General features: G+C 74.8%; 18 protein-coding genes. 7 read left to right on the forward strand and 11 right to left on the reverse strand.

From position 1 onward, the window contains the following. Positions 1 to 39: 39 nt before the first annotated feature. Positions 40 to 1,509 carry a S8 family serine peptidase gene (locus DCS98_RS14155; protein WP_206340269.1) on the reverse strand — a complete coding sequence of 490 codons (1,470 nt, stop codon included), beginning with the start codon at positions 1,507 to 1,509 and terminating at the stop codon, positions 40 to 42. 121 nt (positions 1,510 to 1,630) lie between these two features. Between DCS98_RS14155 and DCS98_RS14160 the strand changes: the two genes are divergently transcribed. From DCS98_RS14160 to DCS98_RS14170, 3 genes are all read left to right on the forward strand, one after another. Continuing rightward, positions 1,631 to 2,623: an aldo/keto reductase gene (locus DCS98_RS14160; protein WP_116452023.1), complete on the forward strand. Its 993-nt coding sequence runs from the start codon at positions 1,631 to 1,633 to the stop codon at positions 2,621 to 2,623. Positions 2,624 to 2,705: 82 nt separating this feature from the next. Next, complete coding sequence (locus DCS98_RS14165) at positions 2,706 to 3,071, forward strand: hypothetical protein (RefSeq protein WP_116452024.1); 366 nt, start codon at positions 2,706 to 2,708, stop codon at positions 3,069 to 3,071. Next, positions 3,064 to 3,534 (forward strand): hypothetical protein, encoded by a 471-nt coding sequence (locus DCS98_RS14170; protein WP_241037998.1) that lies wholly within the window; start codon positions 3,064 to 3,066, stop codon positions 3,532 to 3,534. Before DCS98_RS14165 ends, DCS98_RS14170 begins: the two co-directional genes overlap by 8 nt. Here the strand turns inward: DCS98_RS14170 and DCS98_RS14175 are convergent. After that, positions 3,474 to 4,118, reverse strand: coding sequence for a hypothetical protein (locus tag DCS98_RS14175; protein ID WP_116452025.1), 645 nt, complete (start codon positions 4,116 to 4,118; stop codon positions 3,474 to 3,476). The two genes, DCS98_RS14170 and DCS98_RS14175, sit on opposite strands and share 61 nt — an antisense overlap. Before the next feature lie 167 nt (positions 4,119 to 4,285). On the opposite strand from DCS98_RS14175, the gene DCS98_RS14180 reads away from it, so the two are divergent. Then, the gene (locus DCS98_RS14180) at positions 4,286 to 6,586 is read left to right on the forward strand and encodes a SpoIIE family protein phosphatase (RefSeq protein WP_116452026.1); all 2,301 of its coding nucleotides are present in this window, start codon (positions 4,286 to 4,288) and stop codon (positions 6,584 to 6,586) included. Between the two features lie 19 nt (positions 6,587 to 6,605). Here DCS98_RS14180 and DCS98_RS14185 read toward each other — a convergent pair whose 3' ends face one another. Next, complete coding sequence (locus DCS98_RS14185; protein WP_241038000.1) at positions 6,606 to 7,112, reverse strand: flavin reductase family protein; 507 nt, start codon at positions 7,110 to 7,112, stop codon at positions 6,606 to 6,608. Beyond that, positions 7,109 to 8,047 (reverse strand): hydroxymethylglutaryl-CoA lyase, encoded by a 939-nt coding sequence (locus DCS98_RS14190; protein ID WP_116452027.1) that lies wholly within the window; start codon positions 8,045 to 8,047, stop codon positions 7,109 to 7,111. The genes DCS98_RS14185 and DCS98_RS14190 overlap by 4 nt, the downstream gene beginning before the upstream one ends. 148 nt (positions 8,048 to 8,195) lie before the next feature. On the opposite strand from DCS98_RS14190, the gene DCS98_RS14195 reads away from it, so the two are divergent. Further along, entirely contained in the window at positions 8,196 to 9,104 is a 909-nt protein-coding gene (locus DCS98_RS14195; protein WP_116452028.1) for a GGDEF domain-containing protein, read from the forward strand. A gap of 4 nt (positions 9,105 to 9,108) precedes the next feature. Here DCS98_RS14195 and DCS98_RS14200 read toward each other — a convergent pair whose 3' ends face one another. Further along, positions 9,109 to 9,762 carry a hypothetical protein gene (locus DCS98_RS14200; RefSeq protein ID WP_116452029.1) on the reverse strand — a complete coding sequence of 218 codons (654 nt, stop codon included), beginning with the start codon at positions 9,760 to 9,762 and terminating at the stop codon, positions 9,109 to 9,111. A gap of 188 nt (positions 9,763 to 9,950) precedes the next feature. Between DCS98_RS14200 and DCS98_RS14205 the strand changes: the two genes are divergently transcribed. Further along, the gene (locus DCS98_RS14205; RefSeq protein ID WP_241038002.1) at positions 9,951 to 11,903 is read left to right on the forward strand and encodes a methyl-accepting chemotaxis protein; all 1,953 of its coding nucleotides are present in this window, start codon (positions 9,951 to 9,953) and stop codon (positions 11,901 to 11,903) included. A gap of 64 nt (positions 11,904 to 11,967) precedes the next feature. Here DCS98_RS14205 and DCS98_RS14210 read toward each other — a convergent pair whose 3' ends face one another. The 4 genes from DCS98_RS14210 to DCS98_RS14225 all read right to left on the reverse strand — a co-directional run bounded on the left by DCS98_RS14210 (position 11,968) and on the right by DCS98_RS14225 (position 15,951). After that, the gene (locus tag DCS98_RS14210; RefSeq protein WP_241038004.1) at positions 11,968 to 13,056 is read right to left on the reverse strand and encodes a M20 family metallopeptidase; all 1,089 of its coding nucleotides are present in this window, start codon (positions 13,054 to 13,056) and stop codon (positions 11,968 to 11,970) included. Between the two features lie 7 nt (positions 13,057 to 13,063). Beyond that, positions 13,064 to 14,698, reverse strand: a complete 1,635-nt coding sequence (pgm, locus tag DCS98_RS14215) for a phosphoglucomutase (alpha-D-glucose-1,6-bisphosphate-dependent) (protein ID WP_116452030.1) — start codon at positions 14,696 to 14,698, stop codon at positions 13,064 to 13,066. A gap of 72 nt (positions 14,699 to 14,770) precedes the next feature. After that, entirely contained in the window at positions 14,771 to 15,106 is a 336-nt protein-coding gene (locus DCS98_RS14220) for a YnfA family protein (RefSeq protein WP_116452031.1), read from the reverse strand. Continuing rightward, a complete protein-coding gene (locus DCS98_RS14225) occupies positions 15,103 to 15,951 on the reverse strand; it encodes an alpha/beta fold hydrolase (RefSeq protein WP_116452032.1) in 849 nt (282 codons plus the stop codon). The genes DCS98_RS14220 and DCS98_RS14225 overlap by 4 nt, the downstream gene beginning before the upstream one ends. Before the next feature lie 66 nt (positions 15,952 to 16,017). Here DCS98_RS14225 and DCS98_RS14230 point away from each other — a divergent pair, with 66 nt between their 5' ends. Then, entirely contained in the window at positions 16,018 to 17,730 is a 1,713-nt protein-coding gene (locus tag DCS98_RS14230) for a DEAD/DEAH box helicase (RefSeq protein ID WP_116452033.1), read from the forward strand. Here DCS98_RS14230 and DCS98_RS14235 read toward each other — a convergent pair. Further along, positions 17,717 to 18,100 (reverse strand): DUF6220 domain-containing protein, encoded by a 384-nt coding sequence (locus tag DCS98_RS14235; RefSeq protein WP_116452034.1) that lies wholly within the window; start codon positions 18,098 to 18,100, stop codon positions 17,717 to 17,719. The two genes, DCS98_RS14230 and DCS98_RS14235, sit on opposite strands and share 14 nt — an antisense overlap. Before the next feature lie 12 nt (positions 18,101 to 18,112). Then, the gene (locus tag DCS98_RS14240) at positions 18,113 to 18,733 is read right to left on the reverse strand and encodes a maleylpyruvate isomerase family mycothiol-dependent enzyme (protein ID WP_116452035.1); all 621 of its coding nucleotides are present in this window, start codon (positions 18,731 to 18,733) and stop codon (positions 18,113 to 18,115) included. Between the last annotated feature and the right edge of the window lies 1 nt (position 18,734).

Genomic DNA, 18,734 nt, shown 5'->3' on the forward strand with positions numbered 1-18,734 from the left:
AGTTCACGCCGCCCCGGGCCGGTGTTCCACGTGGAACGGCTACTCGGTCAGCCGGGCCACCGCCGCGACCACGTCGACGAGGCCGGTGCCCTTGTCGTACGAGGTCGGGTAGCCGTCGACGGACTGGTAGGCCGCGCCGTCCGTGAACCGGTGGGTGGTGCCCTTCAGCGCCGCCTCGACCTCGGCCGGGGTGGCCGTCGGGTCGGCCTGGAAGAGCTGGGCCACGATGCCGGCGATGTGCGGCGCCGCCATCGACGTCCCGCTGATGGTGTTGAACGTGCCGACGTCGAGGAGGCCGGGACCGTTGCGCGGGTCGAGACCGGTCGAGCAGATCGGCAGGTAGAGCCGGCAGGAGGACGTGATGTTCTCGCCCGGCGCCGAGAGGTCGGGCCAGGTGGAGGGGTCGGTCGCCGCGCCGCGCGAAGAGAACTCGCTGACGACGCCGTCGCGCGTGCCGGTGTCCTGGTCGTAGTACGACGCCACCGAGAGGATGCCGCCGGTCGGGTCCTGGCCGGGCGGGTTCGTCAGCGACGCGGAGCCGTCGCCGCCGTCGTTGCCGGCCGCCCAGACGGTGACGACCCCGTCCTCGACGAGGGCCCGCTGCAGCTTCACCGTCGCGGAGTTCGGGTCGAACTCGCCACCGCCGCTCGGTCCGTAGGAGTTGTTGGTGACCTTGATCGGCGGGCAGGTGGCGGCGGGGACGCCCGCACCGCAGGGCGCCTCGTGGTTCTCCAGCACCCAGTTGAGCGCGGAGTCCGCGCCGACGATCAGCAGGACGGCGCCGGTCGAGATGGAGACGATGCTGGCGCCGGGCGCGGCACCCTGCAGCTGACCGCCGTCGGCGAGGGTGGTCGGCCGGCCGGCGACGATGCCGCTCACGTGCGTGCCGTGCCCGCCGCCGGAGATGGTGTCGGTGTCGAGCACGCCCGGCACGCGGAGCACGCAGTCGGTGCCCGTGTCGGACTCGACGAGGCACACGCTCTTGAGGTTGGCGACGACGGCGCTGCTGCCGTCGTCGTTCCGGAAGTACGGGTGCGTGGGGTCGACACCGGAGTCGATGACCGCCACCGAGACCCCGCTGCCGTCCAGCGCCTGGCCGTTCGCGCCGGTCAGCGTCTGCACCGCCTCGGCCCCGCGCGTGGCGGCGTTGGAGGTCTCCTGGCTGAACTCGATCGGGGTGTTGCCCTCGAGGTAGGTGACGCCGGGCTCGCCGCGGGTCGCCTCGATCTGCTCCGCGGTGCCCGACGCCACCACGACGCCGATCCGCTCGAACTCGGTGACCGTCCGGAGCCCGGCCGACGCCACGGCGGCCCGTGCCGCGTCGATGTCGGTGCCGTGCACCAGCACGGTCGCCTGCGCCGCGCCGGTCAGCCCGTCGAGCTGCTCGGCGAGGAAGTCCTGCACGGGAGCCAGCGGTCCGGGCGCCGCCTGGGCGGGTGTGGCGAGGACCGCCGCCGTCAGGGCGGACAGACCTCCCACGGCGAGAGCTCGACGCAACGACCGGTTCATGGGCACTCCTCGCGGGTCCACGGCGATGTGTGCGCTGTCTCAACGAGGGCGGGGCGCCGGGGTTACTGCCCGGTAGGCCTGGGTCCGGTTGCCCGAGTCGCGGACCGGGCAGGAGCAGGCCATGCGCACACGGAGACTCGGCGAGCTGACCGTCCCGGCAGAGGGGCTCGGCTGCATGGGGATGAGCGAGTTCTACGGGACGGCGGACCAGGCGGAGGCGGAGCGGACCATCCACCGCGCGCTGGACCTCGGCGTCACCTTCCTCGACACCGCGGACATGTACGGCCCGTTCACCAACGAGCGGCTCGTCGGCCAGGCGATCGCCGGCCGCCGCGACGAGGTGGTGCTGGCGACCAAGTTCGGCAACGAGCGGGGCGAGGACGGCTCCTACCGCGGCGTCAACGGCCGGCCCGACTACGTCAGGACGGCCTGCGACGCCTCGCTGCAGCGGCTCGGCGTCGACGTCATCGACCTCTACTACCAGCACCGCGTGGACACGACCGTGCCCGTGGAGGACACGTGGGGTGCCCTCGCCGAGCTCGTGGCCGCCGGGAAGATCCGGCACGCCGGAATCTCCGAGGCCAGCCCGGAGACGATCCGCCGGGCGCACGCGGTGCAGCCGGTCACGGCGGTGCAGACGGAGTACTCGCTGTGGACGCGCGACCCCGAGGAGAACGGCGTGCTCGCGACCTGCGCCGAGCTGGGGATCGGGTTCGTGTCCTACTCACCGATCGGCCGGGGCTTCCTGTCGGGGGAGATCCGCAGCGTCGACGACCTGGCCTCCGACGACTTCCGCCGGCACAACCCGCGCTTCCAGGGCGAGGCTTTCGAGCAGAACCTGCGGCTCGTCGACCGGGTGCGCGAGATCGCGGACGAGAAGGGCGTCACCGCGAGCCAGCTGGCGCTGGCGTGGGTGATGGCGCAGAGCGACCGCCCGGGCAGTCCGGACGTGGTCCCGATCCCCGGCACGAAGCGCGTGGCCTACCTCGAGGAGAACGCGGCGGCCGCCGACATCGAGCTGACCGCGGACGAGCTCGCCCGGATCGACCAGGCCGCCCCGGTCGGTGCGGCGCAGGGAGACCGCTACCCGGACATGTCCACCGTCCACCGCTGAGGGGACCTCGCTGCGGCCGGGGCGGGCGACCGCGAGAGGATGGGCCGGTGCTGACCGGCCCCTCCGCCCCGGACCTCCGCCGGTGACGCCGTTCCTGGTCGGCACGATCACCGTGGTGGCGGCGGCGATGACCCTGCTCGGACTGCTCTCCACGCTGGCCCACCGGCGCATCGGCCTGGTGCACCTGGCGGCCGCCGGGGTCCTGGAGGCGCTGCTGCTGGTGCAGGCGGTCATCGCGGCGGCGGCCCTGCTCGGCGGTGAGCGGCCGGAGGAGACCGCGACCTTCCTGGGCTACCTGCTCGGCGTCGTCCTGGTGCCGGTCGCCGGGGTGCTGTGGGCGCGGACCGAGCGCACGCGGTGGGCCGGCACCGTCCTCGCCGTGGCCGGCGCCGTCGTCGGCGTCATGGTCTGGCGGCTGCTGCAGCTCTGGGAGGCCACCGGTGCGTGAGGAGAGGGCGCTGGGAGCGCCCGCGGAGGAGGGCACGTCCGGTCCCGGCCGGGTGCTCGTGGCCGTGTACGGCACCTTCGCGCTCGCCGCGGGCGCCCGAGCGGGGGTGCAGCTGGCCACCCGGTTCTCCGAGGCGCCGGTCGCCTACCTGCTGTCGGCGTTCGCCGCTGTCGTCTACGTCGTCGCCACCGTCGGCCTGGCCCGCGGGCCGCGGGGACGGCGCCTGGCGCTGGCCGCGATCACCGTGGAGCTGGTCGGCGTCCTCGTCGTGGGGACGCTCTCCCTCGCGGACCGCGCCGCGTTCCCCGACGAGACGGTCTGGTCGGCGTACGGGCGCGGCTACTACTTCGTGCCGCTGGTGCTGCCGGTGCTGGGGCTGCTCCTGCTGCGCCGGAACCGGGCTCAGAAGTCCCCGCCGCCGAAGTCGCCACCGCCGAAGTCCCCGCCCCCGACGTCGCCGTAGTCCCCGCCGTTGTCGGCGCCGTAACCGCCGGCGCCGTCCTCGTACCCCTGGGCGTAGGCCTCCTCGTCGCCGCCGCCGAAGAGGCCGCCGTCACCGATGCCGGTGTCGAAGAGCGCGTCGGCCACCGCGGTGCCGATCACCAGGCCGCCGATCGTGCCGAGCAGGCTGCCGCCGATCATGCCGCCCATGCCCATGCCGCCGCCGTAGCCGTACCCGCCGCGGCCGTACGGCTGCTCGCCGTAGCCCGGGCCGTAGCCGCCCAGCGCGCGTTCCCGCGTCCCCGGCCGGCGCATCTCGGCCCTGGTGGCGACCCGGGCGAGAGTCCCGGGATCGTCGGTCCGCGGCCGCTCGCCGACCGGCACCGCCGCGGCGAGCTGCGCGAGCACCTGCTGCCGCTGGTCGGTGGTCAGCTGCGCGAAGGCCTCGGCGTGCGCCTGCTCGATCTGCTCCGGGGGAGCGGTGCGCAGCAGGTACCGGTAGCGCGCGATGGCCTGGTCGTCGGGCAGCTGCTCCCGCCGTCCCTGCGGCCGGGGGTGCTGCTCCTGGTGCGGACGACGGCCGAAGAGCCGGTCGAGCAGTCCCATGGCGCTTCCTCTCGGCGGAACCGCGGGGCGCGGTGCCCACCCCCGGTGACGAACGGCTGGGTTGGGGCGTTCCCCGTGCGTTCCCCGGCCACACCCGTCCGGTGTACGTCCTGGTCAGAGGGGGTCGGCGGCGTGAAACGATCGGTGGCACACGGTTAAATGGCTGTGTGCCCTCCGAGCGCGACCGTCCCGGGTCGACCCCCGCCTCCGACGCCGGCCTGGGCCAGCAGGCGGGCATCGTCACCGCCGCGAGCGCCGCGGTCGCCGGCCGGGACGGCCACACCGGTGAGGCCTCCCTGCCCGGGGTGCTCGCCGACGTGCCGGTCGCCGTCCTGGTCATCGACCGGCTGAGCAGCTCCGTCGTCTACGCCAACACGGCCGCCGTCGAGCTCGCCGGCAACGTGCACCTGCCGGTGGACGTGGACACCTGGGGCGCCTCGGCCGGGCTGACCGATGTCTCCGGAGAACCGCTGGCGAGCTCCAGCGGCCCGCTGTCGACGGTCGCGCAGGGCCGGCCGGTGACCGGCGAGGCGGTGCGCCTGGCCCCCGGGACCAGCACGGAGCCGGGCCGGGCGGACGCCGCGGACGACGGCGGGCGCGACGACCAGCTGCTCTGGGTGACCGGTTTCCCGCTGTCGCAGATCGGCAGCGAGGAGCAGCTCTCCCTCGTCGTGTTCCTCCACCTGGACCCGCCGGACAAGGTCGAGGACCCCGAGGGCTATCTGCAGGCGCTGCGCGAGCGGGCGGTCATCGCCACCGACATCACCTTCACGATCACCGACCCCCGCCAGGCGGACAACCCGCTGGTCTGGGTGAACCCGTCGTTCACCCGGGTCACCGGGTACGAGGCGGAGGAGGCCATCGGCCGCAACTGCCGCTTCCTCCAGGGCCCGGCCACCGACCGGGCCGCCGTGGCGGAGATCCGGGAGGGCCTGGCGGCGCAGCGGACCGTGACCACGACGCTGCTCAACTACCGCAAGGACGGGACCGCGTTCTGGAACCAGCTGTCGGTCAGCCCGGTGTTCGACGGCGACGGCGAGCTGGTCAGCTTCGTCGGCGTGCAGACCGACGTCACCGAGCGCGTCCGCGTGGAGCGCGAGCGGGAGGCCGCGTTCGCGGCCGAGCAGACCGCACGCCAGGAGGCGGAGCTGGCCCGCGCGGTCGCCGAGCAGGCGCGCGGCGACGCCGAGCAGGCCCAGGAGGCCGCGGAGCGGGCGCAGGGGCGGCTGGCGCTGATGGCCGAGGCGACGAGCGCGCTCATCGCGACCCTCGACATGGACGAGCTGCTGGACCTGCTCGCCGGCCTGTGCGCCCCCGCCCTCGCCGACTGGGTGTTCGTCACCCTCCTCGACGACCACGGGCAGATGAGCCGGTGGGCCGCCCGGCACCGCGACGGGCGGGGGGAGGAGCTCGACGAGTTCGCGTCGCTGCACGTGATGCACCTCGGCTCGGGGTCGCCCAGCCTGCGCAGCATGGCCACCGCCCGCCCCGTGCTGCTCGACCAGCTCGACGACGGCACGCTCCGGCGGGTGTTCACCCATCCCGGCGCGCTGGAGGCCTTCCAGCAGCTGGGCGGGCAGCAGGTGCTGACCGTCCCGATGATCGCCCGACGCCGCACCCTCGGGGCGATCGCGCTCGTCCGCGCGCCGGGCAACCTGCCCTTCTCCCAGGACGACGTCGACCTGGCGGCGGACCTCGGCGGTCGCGCGGCGCTGGCCATCGACAACGTGCGGCTCTACCAGCGCGAGCACGCCGTCGCCGACACGCTCCAGCGCTCGCTGCTGCCGGTGCTGGGGGAGATCCCCGGCATCGAGTCGGCCGCGCACTACGTCAGCGCGTCCCAGGCGGCGGACGTCGGCGGTGACTTCTACGACCTGCTGGCCCTGCCCGACGAGTCGGTCGCCATCGTGGTGGGCGACGTGGTCGGGCACGACGTGGCGGCCGCCGCCGCGATGGGCCACCTCCGCGGTGTGCTGCGGGCCAGCATCTGGGAGGCCGAGGACGCCGACCCCGAGGTCGTGCTGGGCCGGGTGGACCGGCTGGTCCAGGGCCTGCGCGTGGCGCCCATGGCGACCATGGTCTACGCCCGCGCGCTGCGGCCCGATGCGCCCGGCCGGCCGTGGCGGCTGCACGTGGCCAACGCCGGGCACCCGCCGATGCTGCTGCGCACCCCCGACGGCTCGGTGCGGGTGCTGGCGGAGGTGACCGGGATGCTCGTGGGCGTCGACGCCACGACCCAGCGCACGACCGTCTCCCTCGAGGTCCCGCCCGGCTCGACGCTGCTGGCCTACACCGACGGGCTGATCGAGCGGCCCGGTGCGGACATGGACGAGGGCATCAGCGAGCTGTGCGGCCGGATCGCCGCGGCGCCGGCCGGCGCAGGTCCCCGAGAGCTCTGCGACGCGGCGGTCAGCGGGGCCCTCGACCACCGCGACGACGTGGCGCTGATCGCCGTCCGCTTCGGCTGACCGGGGACCGGGAGCGGGCTCAGCCCTCGCGCAGCAGCCCGTAGGACCCGCGGTGGAACAGCAGGGGACGCCGGTCGGGATGGGCGCCGAGGTCGAGGACGCGCGCCACGACGATCGTGTGGTCGCCGCCCTCGTGCTCGGCCTCCAGCTCCCCGTCGATCCAGGCGACGACGTCGTCGAGCACCGGTGACCCGTGCGGGCTCGGCGTCCAGGCGACCCCCGCGAACTTGTCCGCCCCCGACCGGGCGAAGTTCTGCGAGACGGCGTCCTGCCCCTCGGCCAGCACGTTCACGCAGAAGCGGCCGATGTCGCGCAGTCGCGGCCAGGTGCGCGAGGTGCGTGCCGGGGCGAACGCGATGAGCGGCGGGTCCAGCGACAGGGAGCTGAACGACTGGCAGGTGAAGCCGATCGGCCCGTCCGCGGTGTCGGCGGTGACGACCGTGACCCCGGACGCGAAGTGGCCGAGGACGTCGCGCATGACCGCCGGGTCGACGATGCGGGGCGTGCCCTCCGGCACCCCCGTCACCCGGCCACCGGCGCCGGGCGGGGGACCGAGCGGCCGCCGGCGCGGTAGAGCGAGCTCGGCAGCTCGTGGCCGACGGCCTCCTCCGTGACCTTCGCGGCGGCGAGGACGGCGTCGAGGTCGAGCCCGGTGCGCACGCCCGACTCCTCGAGCATGTAGACCAGCTCCTCGGTGGCGATGTTGCCGCTGGCGCCGGGCGCGAACGGGCAGCCGCCCAAGCCGCCGACGGAGGAGTCGAGCTGGGTCACCCCGGCCTGGATCGCCGCGAGCGCGTTCGCCTGGCCCGTCCCCCGGGTGTCGTGGAAGTGCACGCCGACCGGGACGCCGGGGCACGCGCGGCGGACGGCGTCGAGCAGCTGGACCACCCGGAGCGGCGTGGTCGTGCCGATCGTGTCGCCCAGGCAGAGCTGGTCCGCGCCCGCGGTGACGGCGGCGCGGGCGACGTCGACGGTGCGCGTGATCGGGGTGCGGCCGTCGAAGGGGCAGTCCCAGGCGGTGGCGATGACCACCTCGAGGGATCCACCCGCGCCGTGCGCCAGGCCGGCGATCTCGGCGACGGCGGCGACCGCCTCGGCGGTCGGTCGGCCGGCGTTGGCGCGGCTGTGCCCGTCGGACGCCGACACCACGTACTCCAGGTCGGCGATCCCGGTGTCGACGGCGCGGACGGCGCCACGGGGGTTGGCGACCAGCGCCGACCAGTGCACGTCGCCCCACCGGGAGAGCTCCGCGGCCACCTGGTCGGCGTCGGCCAGGGCGGGCACCGCCCGGGGGGAGACGAACGACGTCACCTCGATGCGGCGGACGCCGGTCGCGACCAGCGCCTCCAGCATGGCGAGCTTCGCGTCGAGCGGGAGGGGGGCCTCCAGCTGCAGACCGTCGCGCATGCCGACCTCGCGGACGTCGACCGCCGTGGGCAGCACCAGGTCGAACTCGAACACGGGAGCTCCTCGGACTGTCGGTGGTCCCCCGCATCCTGCACCTTCCCGCGGACACCCGGCCGGGTGACCCGGAACGGATCCGTGACGCCTGCTGCATCCAACGGGGTACCGGTCACGCAAGATGTGGGCAGGAGAAGGGAGGTGGCACGTGGTCGAGGTGGTCGACGCGCTGCCCCCCGGCGACCGGCGCAGCGCCTTCTCCAATGCGCCGATGGGCATCGCGCTCACCACCCCGGCGGGTGTCCTCGTCGACGCCAACCCGGCCCTCTGCGCCATGCTCGGCCGCGGCGAGGAGGAGCTGCACGGCCGCTCGGTGCTCGACCAGGTGCACCCCGACCACGTGGTGGCCGCGAACGAGGCGCACGCGTCGTGGATCGCCGACCCCGTCCGCCCGATGCGCCACGAGACCCGGTTGCGGCGGGCCGACGGCTCCGACGTGCCGGTCCAGGTCACCGCCTCGTGGGTGGCCGAGGGCAGCGACGGCCTGGCCGCGCACCTGGTGATGATCGTGGAGGACATCACCGAGCGGAAGGAGCTCGAGGCGCAGCTGGTGCACCGCTCGCTGCACGACCCGCTCACCGGGCTGCCCAACCGGCTGCTGTTCCAGGACAGGCTGTGGCACGCGCTGGAGCGCGGCCGCCGGGAGAACACCCCCACCTGCGTGCTGATCACCGACCTCGACGGCTTCAAGGCCATCAACGACGAGCTGGGCCACCCCATGGGCGACCTGGTGCTGGTGACCTTCGCCGAGCGCCTGCGGTCGGTGCTGCGGGCCAGCGACACCGCGGCCCGCCTGGGCGGGGACGAGTTCAGCATCGTCTGCGAGAACACGCAGCCGGCCGACGCGGAGGTGCTCGCCGACCGGTTGCGCGGATCGGTGACCGAGCCGCTGGTGCTCAGCGGGACGACGGTCTCGGTCGGGTTGAGCATCGGCATCGGGTCGGTGGCCGGTGGGGAGCAGCCCGGCGACGTCTACGAGCAGGTCATCCGCGAGGCGGACGACGCGATGTACGCCGACAAGGCCCTCCGGCGCCGGGAGCAGCGCGCCGGCTCCTGACGGGTCAGCCCGCGTCGACCCAGGCCCGCACCACGGGACGCGCCGCGAAGACCGCCGTCAGGATCGGCAGCGGCAGCGCCACGACGACCACCATCCCCATGCCGGCGCGGTCCGGGCCGGAGAGCGTGGCCATGCCGACCAGCAGGACGACCACGAGGACGGCGACGGATGCCAGGGCGCCGCGGAACAGGATCTCCTCGCTCCGCCGGTCCAGCAGGGCGGCAGCGCCCGCGACGAGCGTGATCGCGCACGGGACGCCCAGCAGCATGAGCAGCGTGGCGGGGTCGGTCGTCCCCTCGACGACGGCGAGCAGCACCGCCACCATCACGAGGGCGGTCAGCCCGGCCGTGACGAACCCGAGGACCGCGGCCGCGGTGGCGATGCCCGGACGGCCCGGCCCGTGCGGCCACGGGAGGGGCACGGCGAGGGCCGGCGGGTAGCCCGGGCCGTACGGGCCGTACCCGGGCTGGGGCCAGCCGTGCGGGGCGTACGGCTGCGGGGCGTACGGCTGCGGGGCGTACGGCTGCGGGGCGTACGGCTGGGGTGTGGAGGGGCCGTGCCCCGGGGGCGGTCCGTAGGCGGGCTGCCCGTACCCGGGCGGCGGCGCCTGCCCCGGCGGGTACGCCTCCCAGTCCTGCGCGCTGGCCTGTCCGTCCACGCCGCCAGTCTGCCGTGGCCGGGACGACATCCGGCGGCGCCAGGAGAACGGCTCACCCGCTGGGGGCACGTGGGGCCTGCGTGAGAACACTGCGTGTCCTGCGGTCACACCTGTCACGCCCGCGTGGAGACAAGGCGACCGGCGGCCGATGGGGGAGGCACCGATCCCGTCGTCCCGAAGGCGCCCCCATGGCCGCACGCAGCACCTCACTGCGCACCAAGCTCATCGTGTTCGTCCTGCTCCTGGTGATCGCACCCCTGGGCCTGCTCGGGGCGGTGGCCTACGGCAAGAGCAGCGGCGACTGGCTCTCCGCGCAGGGCGACCTGCTCCGCAGCGAGGCCGTCTCCACCATCGACAAGATCGACCGCAACCTGTTCGAGCGCTACGGCGACGTCCAGGCCTTCGCGTTCAACCCCGCCGCTCAGGGCGACGCGGCCACCGTGCGGGCGGCAGCCGACTTCTACAGCAAGAACTACGGCATCTACGACGTCCTGCTGATCGCCGACGCCGACGGCACTGTGGTCGCGACCAACACCGTCACCGGCGACGGGCAGCCGGTCGACTCGTCGTCGCTCGTCGGGACGAACGTGGCCTCGGCCGCCTGGTTCCAGGCGGCGATGGGCCTGTCGGCGGGCGAGACGCACTACAGCGAGGCGGTCGTCGAACCCCTGGTGACGACGGCGACCGGCCGCGAGGTGCTGTCCCTGCCCTACGCCGCGCCGGTGCTCGACGCCTACGGCACGCCGGTCCGGGTGTGGGCGAACTTCACCTCCTGGGATCGCGTGGTGGGGCAGATCCTCGACGAGCAGGTGGCCAAGCTGCGCGACCGGGGGATGGGCTCCGTCGACGGCCAGGTGCTGCGCTCGGACGGCGTCGTCCTCGCCGGCCCCGGCGCGGACGGGACCGACGGGCTCGACCTGGCCGCCGCCGGCCTCCCCGCCGCAGAGGCACTGGTCGACGGACGTTCCGGCTCGGGCCGGGCCGACTACGCCGACGGCACCGACCAGGTGCACGGGTACGCGGCGTCCGAGGGGGCGCTCGGCTTCGCCGGCTACGGCTGGGGGGTCCTGATGCGCGAGGACGCCGACGAGGCGACGGCCCCGGCCGGCGCCCTCCTCGGATCCATCCTCGCGGTGGCAGGCGCGGCCGCCCTGGTGGTCGGCCTGGTCGCGGCCCGCTTCGCCGGCGGCATCACCCGACCGCTGCGCACCGCCGCCGGCGTCCTGCAGCAGGTCGCCCGGGGGGATCTCACCGGGCGGCTGACGGTGCGCTCCGGCGACGAGGTGGGCCGGCTGTCCGCCGCGCTCAACAGCAGCCTCGACGACCTCTCCGGTGTGCTGGGCGCCACCCGCGACGCGGCGACCGGCCTGGCCGCCTCCTCGGCGGAGCTGCTGAGCCTGGCGGACCGGGTGGCCGGCGACGCCGACACCGCCGCGTCGTCGGCCTCCGAGGTGTCGGCCGCCGCCGGCCGGGTCGCCACGTCCGTGCAGGCCGTCGCGGCCGGCGGAGAGCAGATGGGGGCCTCGATCCGCGAGATCTCCGGCAACGCGACCGAGGCCGCCCGGGTCGCCGCCCAGGCGGTCACGGTCGCAGCGACCACGAACGACACGGTGCGCGAGCTGGGGGAGTCGTCGGCGCGCATCGGGGAGGTGGTCAAGGTGATCACCTCGATCGCCGAGCAGACCAACCTCCTCGCCCTGAACGCCACCATCGAGGCGGCCCGGGCCGGCGAGGCGGGCAAGGGCTTCGCCGTCGTCGCCAACGAGGTCAAGGAGCTCGCCCAGGAGACCGCGACGGCGACCGACGAGATCGCCCGCCGCGTGGCCGCGATCCAGGCCGATTCGGCCGGCGCCGCCACGGCCATCGAGGAGATCACCGCGATCATCGGGCAGATCGACGACTACCAGACCACGATCGCCTCGGCCGTCGAGGAGCAGACGGCGACCACCGCCGAGATGAACCGCGGCGTCGGCGAGGTGGCCGCCGGCGCCGGCGGCATGACCGACCGGATCGAGGGGATCACGGCCGCCGCGCGGTCGACCAGCGGCTCCGTCGGCGAGCTGCGCGCCGCCGCGGACGAGCTGACCGGCACGGCCGAGGAGCTCAGCGGTCTCGTCGAGCGGTTCCGCCTCTCGGTCTGACCGATCCCGTTCCGCGGCGGAGGCCCGTTCCCCCGGCTGGGAGCGGGCCTCCCGTGCGTCCGGGTCAGGAGCCTCGGCCCCAGGCGGCCGCGACCTCGCCGAAGGCGGCGGCCGCCTGCTCCAGCTCGGCGACCTCGACGTACTCGTCACGGGCGTGCATGACCGCCGGGGTCCCCGGCCCCCAGACGACGATCGGTGCGCCGCCGGTGACCTCGCCCAGCACGGAGGCGTCGGTGAAGTAGGTGGCCGGGACCGGGCGCACCGGCGCGGGGAGGGCCGCCACCCACGGGTCGTCGGCGGACGTCCTGACCGGCGGCAGGTCGACGCGCACGTCGACCTCGACGACCTCCGGCTGCTCCTGCCACCACCCGAGCAGGTCGGCGCCCGCGCCCACGGTGCGCATGTCGACCACCGCCTCCGCGCGGTCGGGGACGACGTTCGGCACGGTGCCACCGCTGATCACGCCGGTGTTCCAGGTCTCCGTCCCGAGGAAGTCGTCGCTGCGCAGCGGCAGCTCCGCGCAGGCCCGCGCGAGGACGGCGACGAGGTCCAGGACGGCGTTGTGCCCCCGCTCGGGCGTGCTGCCGTGGGCCGCCCGCCCGGCGGTCCGCACGGCGACCCACAGGGCGCCCTTGTGGCCCAGGACGACCTCGTTGCCGGTGGCCTCCGGCACGATCACCGCCCCGATGCGCTCACCGGCCAGCGCCCCGGCGGCCGCGGCAGCGCCCTTGGAGCCGATCTCCTCGTCGCTGGTCAGCAGCAGCGCGACCGGCGTCTCCGGATCGACGCCGGCCAGGGCGGCGGCAGCGGCGACCACGCCGGCCTTCATGTCGCTGCCGCCCCGGCCCCACACCCGCCCGCCGTCGAGGTCGGCGTCGAACGGGTCGCGGGCCCACTCGGTGGCATCGGGGACCGGCACCGTGTCCACGTGGCAGGCGAGCAGCAGCAGCGGCCGCGACGGATCGGCCGGTGTGCGCAGCAGCGTCCACGGCTGGTCGGGGTCCTCGCCCCGGACCGCCTGCAGGTGCGGCGCCCGCTCCCGCAGGACCTCCGCGAGCATCCCCATGACCTGCCGTTGCGGAGCGGGGTTGCCCGAGACGGTCGGCCACCGAACCAGCTCCTGGAGGAGCTCCACCAGGTCCGGGGTCGGCACGGCCACCTCAGGCACCCAGCGCCGCGGAGACCACGGCCCGGGCCTCTTCCTGCACCTGCGCGAGGTGCTCGGGGCCGCGGAAGGACTCGGCGTAGATCTTGTAGACGTCCTCCGTGCCGGACGGCCGGGCCGCGAACCACGCGTTCTCCGTCGTCACCTTGAGGCCGCCGATCGCGGCGTCGTTGCCGGGTGCGCGGGTCAGCTTGGCCGTGATGGGCTCGCCGGCCAGCTCGGTGGCCTCGACGTCGTCGGGCGACAGCTTGCCCAGGGCCGCCTTCTGCGCGCGGTCGGCCGGCGCGTCGATGCGGGCGTACGCGGACTCGCCGAAGTGGTCGGTCAGCTGCTTGTGCAGCTTGGAGGGGGAGCGCCCGGTCACGGCCTGGATCTCGCTCGCGAGGAGCGCGAGCAGGATGCCGTCCTTGTCCGTCGTCCAGACACCGCCGTCCCGGCGCAGGAAGGAGGCGCCGGCCGACTCCTCGCCCCCGAAGACCACCGAGCCGTCGAGCAGCCCGGGGACGAACCACTTGAAGCCGACCGGCACCTCGACGAGCGGGCGGCCGAGGTCGCCGACCACCCGGTCGATGAGCGAGCTGGACACCAGCGTCTTGCCGACGGCCGCGGTCGCGGACCAGCCCGGGCGGTGGCTGAGCAGGTAGGCGATCGCCACGGCGAGGAAGTGGTTGGGGTTCATCAGCCCGCCGTCGGGGGTGACGATGCCGTGCCGGTCGGCGTCGGCGTCGTTGCCGGTGGCGATCTGGAACCGGTCGCGCTTGCCCACCAGGGAAGCCATGGCCGAGGGCGAGGAGCAGTCCATCCGGATCTTGCCGTCCCAGTCGAGCGTCATGAACCGCCACGTGGGGTCGACCAGCGGGTTCACGACCGTCAGGTCGAGGCGGTGCCGTTCGGCGATCGCCGCCCAGTAGTCGACGCTCGCCCCGCCGAGCGGGTCGGCGCCGATGCGCACTCCGGCGTCCCGGATGGCGTCGAGGTCGACCACGTTCGGCAGGTCGTCGACGTAGGTGCCCAGGAAGTCGTAGGGCTGCGTGGCGGCGCGGGCCTGGTCCACCGGTACGCGGCGGACGCCGCTGAGTCCGGCCCGCAGCAGGTCGTTGGCGCGGCCGGCGATCCAGCTGGTCGCGTCGGTGTCGGCCGGGCCGCCGTGCGGCGGGTTGTACTTGAACCCGCCGTCGCGGGGCGGGTTGTGCGACGGGGTGACGACGATGCCGTCGGCCAGGCCCGTGGTCCTCCCTCGATTGGCGGTGAGGATCGCGTGGCTGACGGCCGGCGTGGGCGTGTACCGCTCGCCGGCGTCGACCAGGACGGTCACGTCGTTGGCGGCCAGGACCTCCAGCGCAGAGGTCCACGCGGGCTCGGACAACGCGTGGGTGTCCCGCCCGATGAACAGCGGCCCGTCGAACCCCTGTTCCGCGCGGTACTCGCAGATCGCCTGCGTGGTGGCCAGGATGTGCGCCTCGTTGAAGGCGGCGTCCAGGCTCGAGCCGCGGTGCCCCGAGGTCCCGAAGACGACCTGCTGCGCGGGCTCGGCCGGATCCGGCTCCACCGTGTAGTAGGCGCTGACGAGAGCGGGGACGTCGACCAGGTCGCTGGGCTGGGCGGGCTGTCCGGCGCGCGGGGAGGTCATGCGCTGATCTTGACGCTCACCCCGGCGGCGGCGCGACCCGGACCCGCCCGCCGCCACTCGCGGCTCGCCACCTCAGGCCGGGCGCGGGGCGTACATGATCACGCCGACGCCGACGAGGCAGATCAGGGCACCCACGACGTCGTAGCGATCCGGCCGGAAGCCGTCGACCGCCATGCCCCAGAGCAGCGAACCGGCGACGAAGACCCCGCCGTACGCGGCGAGGATGCGACCGAAGTGCGCATCGGGCTGCAGCGTCGCCGCGAAGCCGTAGAGGCCCAGCGCGATCACCCCGGCCCCGATCCACACCCACCCGCGGTGCTCCCGCACGCCCTGCCAGACCAGCCACGCGCCGCCGATCTCCGCCAGCGCGGCCAGGCCGAAGAGCACGAGCGAGCGGGCGACCGTCACTGCTCCACCCGCTCCAGGAACCGCCGCAGCGTCTCCAGGAAGATCTCCGGCTGCTCGGAGTGGACCCAGTGCCCGGCGTTCTTGATCCGCACCAGCCGGGTGGCCGGGAACAGCGCGTCCATGTGCGGGCGGTCCTCGTCGAGCACGTAGGTGGAGTTCGCACCGGCGATCCACAGCACCGGCCCGTCGAAGCTCGCGCCGTCCGGCGGCTCGGGGAAGCCGCGCAGCTCGCCGAGGTCGCGGCCGAGCAGGTCGAGGTTCAGCCGCCAGCGCCACCCGTCGCCGCCCGCCCCCTCCCGCACGAGGCTCTGCAGCAGGAAGCTGCGCACCATCCGGCTGGGGACCGCCGTCAGCAGCGCGGCGTCGGCGTCGGCGCGCGAGGCCAGCGACCCGAGGTCCATCGCCTTCATCGCCTCGATGAAGGCCGCGAACGGCGACGCCTCCTCGTCCGGGTCGTCGGTCCGGCCGCCCTGCAGCGGGTACTCGACCGGGGCGATGTCGACGACGACCAGCGCGCGCAGCAGCTCGGGCCGGCGCAGGGCGAGGGTCATCGCCACCTTTCCGCCCATCGAGTGCCCGACGAGCGTGACCGGCTCCCCCAGGCCCTCGAGCTCGGCGGCCAGCAGCGCGGCCATGTCCTGGTAGTCGACCCGGTCGGTCCACGGCGAGTGCCCGTGGTTGGGCAGGTCGACCAGGGTCACGCGGTGCCCGTCGGCGAGGCCCTTCGCGATCGTCGTCCAGTTCTTGCCCTGGCCGAACAGCCCGTGCACGAAGACGACGTGCGGCCCGGACTCCCCGACGGTGCGCGTCGCGAGGCGCTCGTCGCCGTCGGGATCCTCGCTCACCCGGCGATTCCACCACGTCGGTGTCGGTGGGCCCGCCTACCGTGCCCCGGGACGAGGGGGAGAACCATGCCCGGACGACGACGGCGTTCCAGCACGACCGCCCGCAGGACCGCGACGACGCGCACCACCACGCCGGTGCGCTCGACGAAGCCCGCGCCCGAGAAGCCGGTCGCCGGGCCGGGTGAGCGGGTGTGGGTGCTGGCCGTGCCCTTCCGCGCCCCCGCGCCCGGGGCCGTCTGGCACCGCGACCTCCAGGCGCACGTCTGGGTCGGCCGCGAGCTGCCCCCGGAGCTGGCGTCCTACGACCCGCCGCCGTACACGTTCGAGCGCTTCCTCGAGGACGAGCTGAACGAGAAGCCGCGGCCGATCCCGCTGGCCCGGCCGATGACCCCGCGCGAGCAGCAGTGCGACGGCGCCGACGTGGTCGCCGCGCACGCCGCGGCCGGCGGCCGGGTGTTCCTGCTCGGCGACGACCCCGGCGTCGGCAAGACCGGGACGGCGATCCTCGCGGTCAAGGCGATCGCCGAGCAGCGGGAGGTGTCCACCGTGCTGGTCGTCGCCGACCGCCCCGCGGCCATCACCATCCCGCACTGGACCCGGTCCATCGCCGGCTTCGGCGACGGCGGCATCCGCTGGTGCGTGACCACGTGGGACCGCCTGGCCAAGGTCTCGAAGCTCCGGTTCGACGTCGTCGTCGCCGACGAGGCGCACATGGTGCGGCACACGACGACGCAGCGGTGGAAGCACTGGAAGGCCGTCTCCGGTGCCGGCCGGGTGAAGGACGCGCCCTACGTGCTCGCCACGACGGCCACCCCCGCGCACACCCCGCTCGAGCTGCCCTACCTCGCGCCGGAGTTCGCCGCACGGCACGGCGAGGGCGTCCGGGAGTGGGCCGACCTGCCGAAGCGGCTCGAGGCGCACGGGTTCCACGTGGAACGTGGCCGCTACGGCTGGCAGTGGACCGAGGACGCCGACGAGCGCCGCACCGACCTCGCGCGGCTCCAGTCCTGGCTGGCCGACGTCGACCCGCCGGCGACGCTGCACCGGCCCGCACCCTGGGGCCCGGTGTCGGTCACCGGCACGCCCGTCGCGCTCACGCCCGCCGAGCGCGCCGCCTACGAGTCCGAGTGGTCGGAGTTCCGCGCCGAGATGCAGCTGGCCCGGCGCGCCCGGCAGAGCGCGCGCGGCCGAGCGGCGCTGCTGCGCTTCCGCCAGAAGGCCGGGCTCATCCGCGTGCAGGCCACCGTCGACTGGATCCGCGCCCAGGTCGAGGCCGAGCGGCAGGTCGCGGTGTCGGTCGAGTTCGTCGAGACCGCGGCCGACCCGATCCGCGACGCGCTGCTGGACGCAGGGATCCCGGTGGCAGGGATCTACGGACGCGACCGGTTCGACGTGGAGGCGGAGCGGCTGCGGTTCCAGCGGGGCGAGGCGATGGTGTGCGTGTTCACCGTGACCGCGTCCATCTCGCTGCACGCCGGGGAGACCCTCCCGGACGGGCGCCCGGCGTCGGGCACCCCGCGCGTCGGGCTGTTCCACCAGCCGCGGTTCTCCGGCATCCAGGCCCGCCAGGTGACCGGCCGCACGCACCGCGACGGGAAGGTGTCGCCGTGGCGGATCGCCTTCGCCGAGGACACCGTCGAGGAGCAGGTCGCCCGGGTGATGGTGGAGCGGCTCGCGGTCAGCGGCTCCGCGGCCGGCGCCGACACCTCGTCCCTGCAGGAGATCGCCGAGCTCCTCGACGCCGACTGGCTGCCGGCCACCGCGCTCACCGAGGACTGACCGGCGGTCTCCTCGAGGTCCACAGCAGCCAGGCGGGGACGCCGACGATCGCCAGCCCGCTGAGCGCGTGCAGCCCGCCGAGCCAGGCCTCGTCGAACCCCAGGTCCGCGAGCAGGTGCTGCACCAGACCGGCCAGCACCAGCACGACCGCGGTCGCCGCGATGTGCCGGACCCCGGCCCGGGCGACGATCGCCAGCACGAACAGGACGACGGCCGCCCCGGCGATCACGAGGCTGAAGAACCGGTGCGGCTCGAAGCCGGGGTCGCCGCGGGAGGAGAAGACCCCCAGGCCGGCCAGGAAGATCTGCACCGCGCCCAGCAGGACGAACGCCGCCAGCGCCCACCGGTAGACACCGCCGATCCGGTCCATCGCGCGCCCCCGTCAGCCCAGGCGCCCGGCGAGGCGGCCGGCTCCGGGGCCGGTCAGTTCACCGGCCACCGCGGCCCGCCCCGCGACGGCCAGGAGCAGCGCCTCCGCCGGCGCGCGCACCTCGGGCCCCCGCCCGAACGACCAGTCGATGTCGGTGGCCACGAGCCGGACGTCGCGCGCCCGGAGCACGCCGCGCAGCACCGGGCCGAACAGCGCCGTCCGGAACGCCGGCACGAGGTGGTCCGCCGGGATGGTCCTCGGCTCCCCGAGCGGGCGGCGGATGTCCTGCTGGTGGATGAGGCCGTCGGTCAGGGCGATCGCCCCGCCCATCCCGGCGGTCAGACCCTGGGGCGTGAGGTGCTGCCGGAGCAGCTCCACGAGCTCGGCGGGCGAGCGTCCGCCGTCGTCGGCCAGACCGACGGCGTTCGTGCGGTCGACCAGGAACCGGCCGCGGGCGAACCGGGTCGCCAGCTCACGCGGACCCAGACCGTCGTAGCTCAGCACGTGGGCGACGACGTCGCGGACGGTCCACCCGGGGCACAGGGACGGCGTCCGCCACTGCTCGTCGGGCAGCCGCTCGAGCAGCTCCAGCAGGTCCTCCCGCTCGGCGCGGGCCTGCGCCATCACGCTCATG

The organism is Blastococcus litoris (assembly GCF_003075095.1).
GTDB classification, from domain to species: Bacteria; Actinomycetota; Actinomycetes; order Mycobacteriales; family Geodermatophilaceae; genus Blastococcus_B; species Blastococcus_B litoris.

Bases quoted from the DNA above. Each gene is read 5' to 3' on its own strand.
- DCS98_RS14155 (WP_206340269.1), bottom strand. From the start codon at position 1,509: ATGAACCGGTCGTTGCGTCGAGCTCTCGCCGTGGGAGGTCTGTCCGCC.
- DCS98_RS14160 (WP_116452023.1), top strand. From the start codon at position 1,631: ATGCGCACACGGAGACTCGGCGAGCTGACCGTCCCGGCAGAGGGGCTC.
- DCS98_RS14175 (WP_116452025.1), bottom strand. From the start codon at position 4,118: ATGGGACTGCTCGACCGGCTCTTCGGCCGTCGTCCGCACCAGGAGCAG.
- DCS98_RS14205 (WP_241038002.1), top strand. From the start codon at position 9,951: ATGGCCGCACGCAGCACCTCACTGCGCACCAAGCTCATCGTGTTCGTC.
- pgm (WP_116452030.1), bottom strand. From the start codon at position 14,698: ATGACCTCCCCGCGCGCCGGACAGCCCGCCCAGCCCAGCGACCTGGTC.
- DCS98_RS14230 (WP_116452033.1), top strand. From the start codon at position 16,018: ATGCCCGGACGACGACGGCGTTCCAGCACGACCGCCCGCAGGACCGCG.
- DCS98_RS14235 (WP_116452034.1), bottom strand. From the start codon at position 18,100: ATGGACCGGATCGGCGGTGTCTACCGGTGGGCGCTGGCGGCGTTCGTC.
- DCS98_RS14240 (WP_116452035.1), bottom strand. From the start codon at position 18,733: ATGAGCGTGATGGCGCAGGCCCGCGCCGAGCGGGAGGACCTGCTGGAG.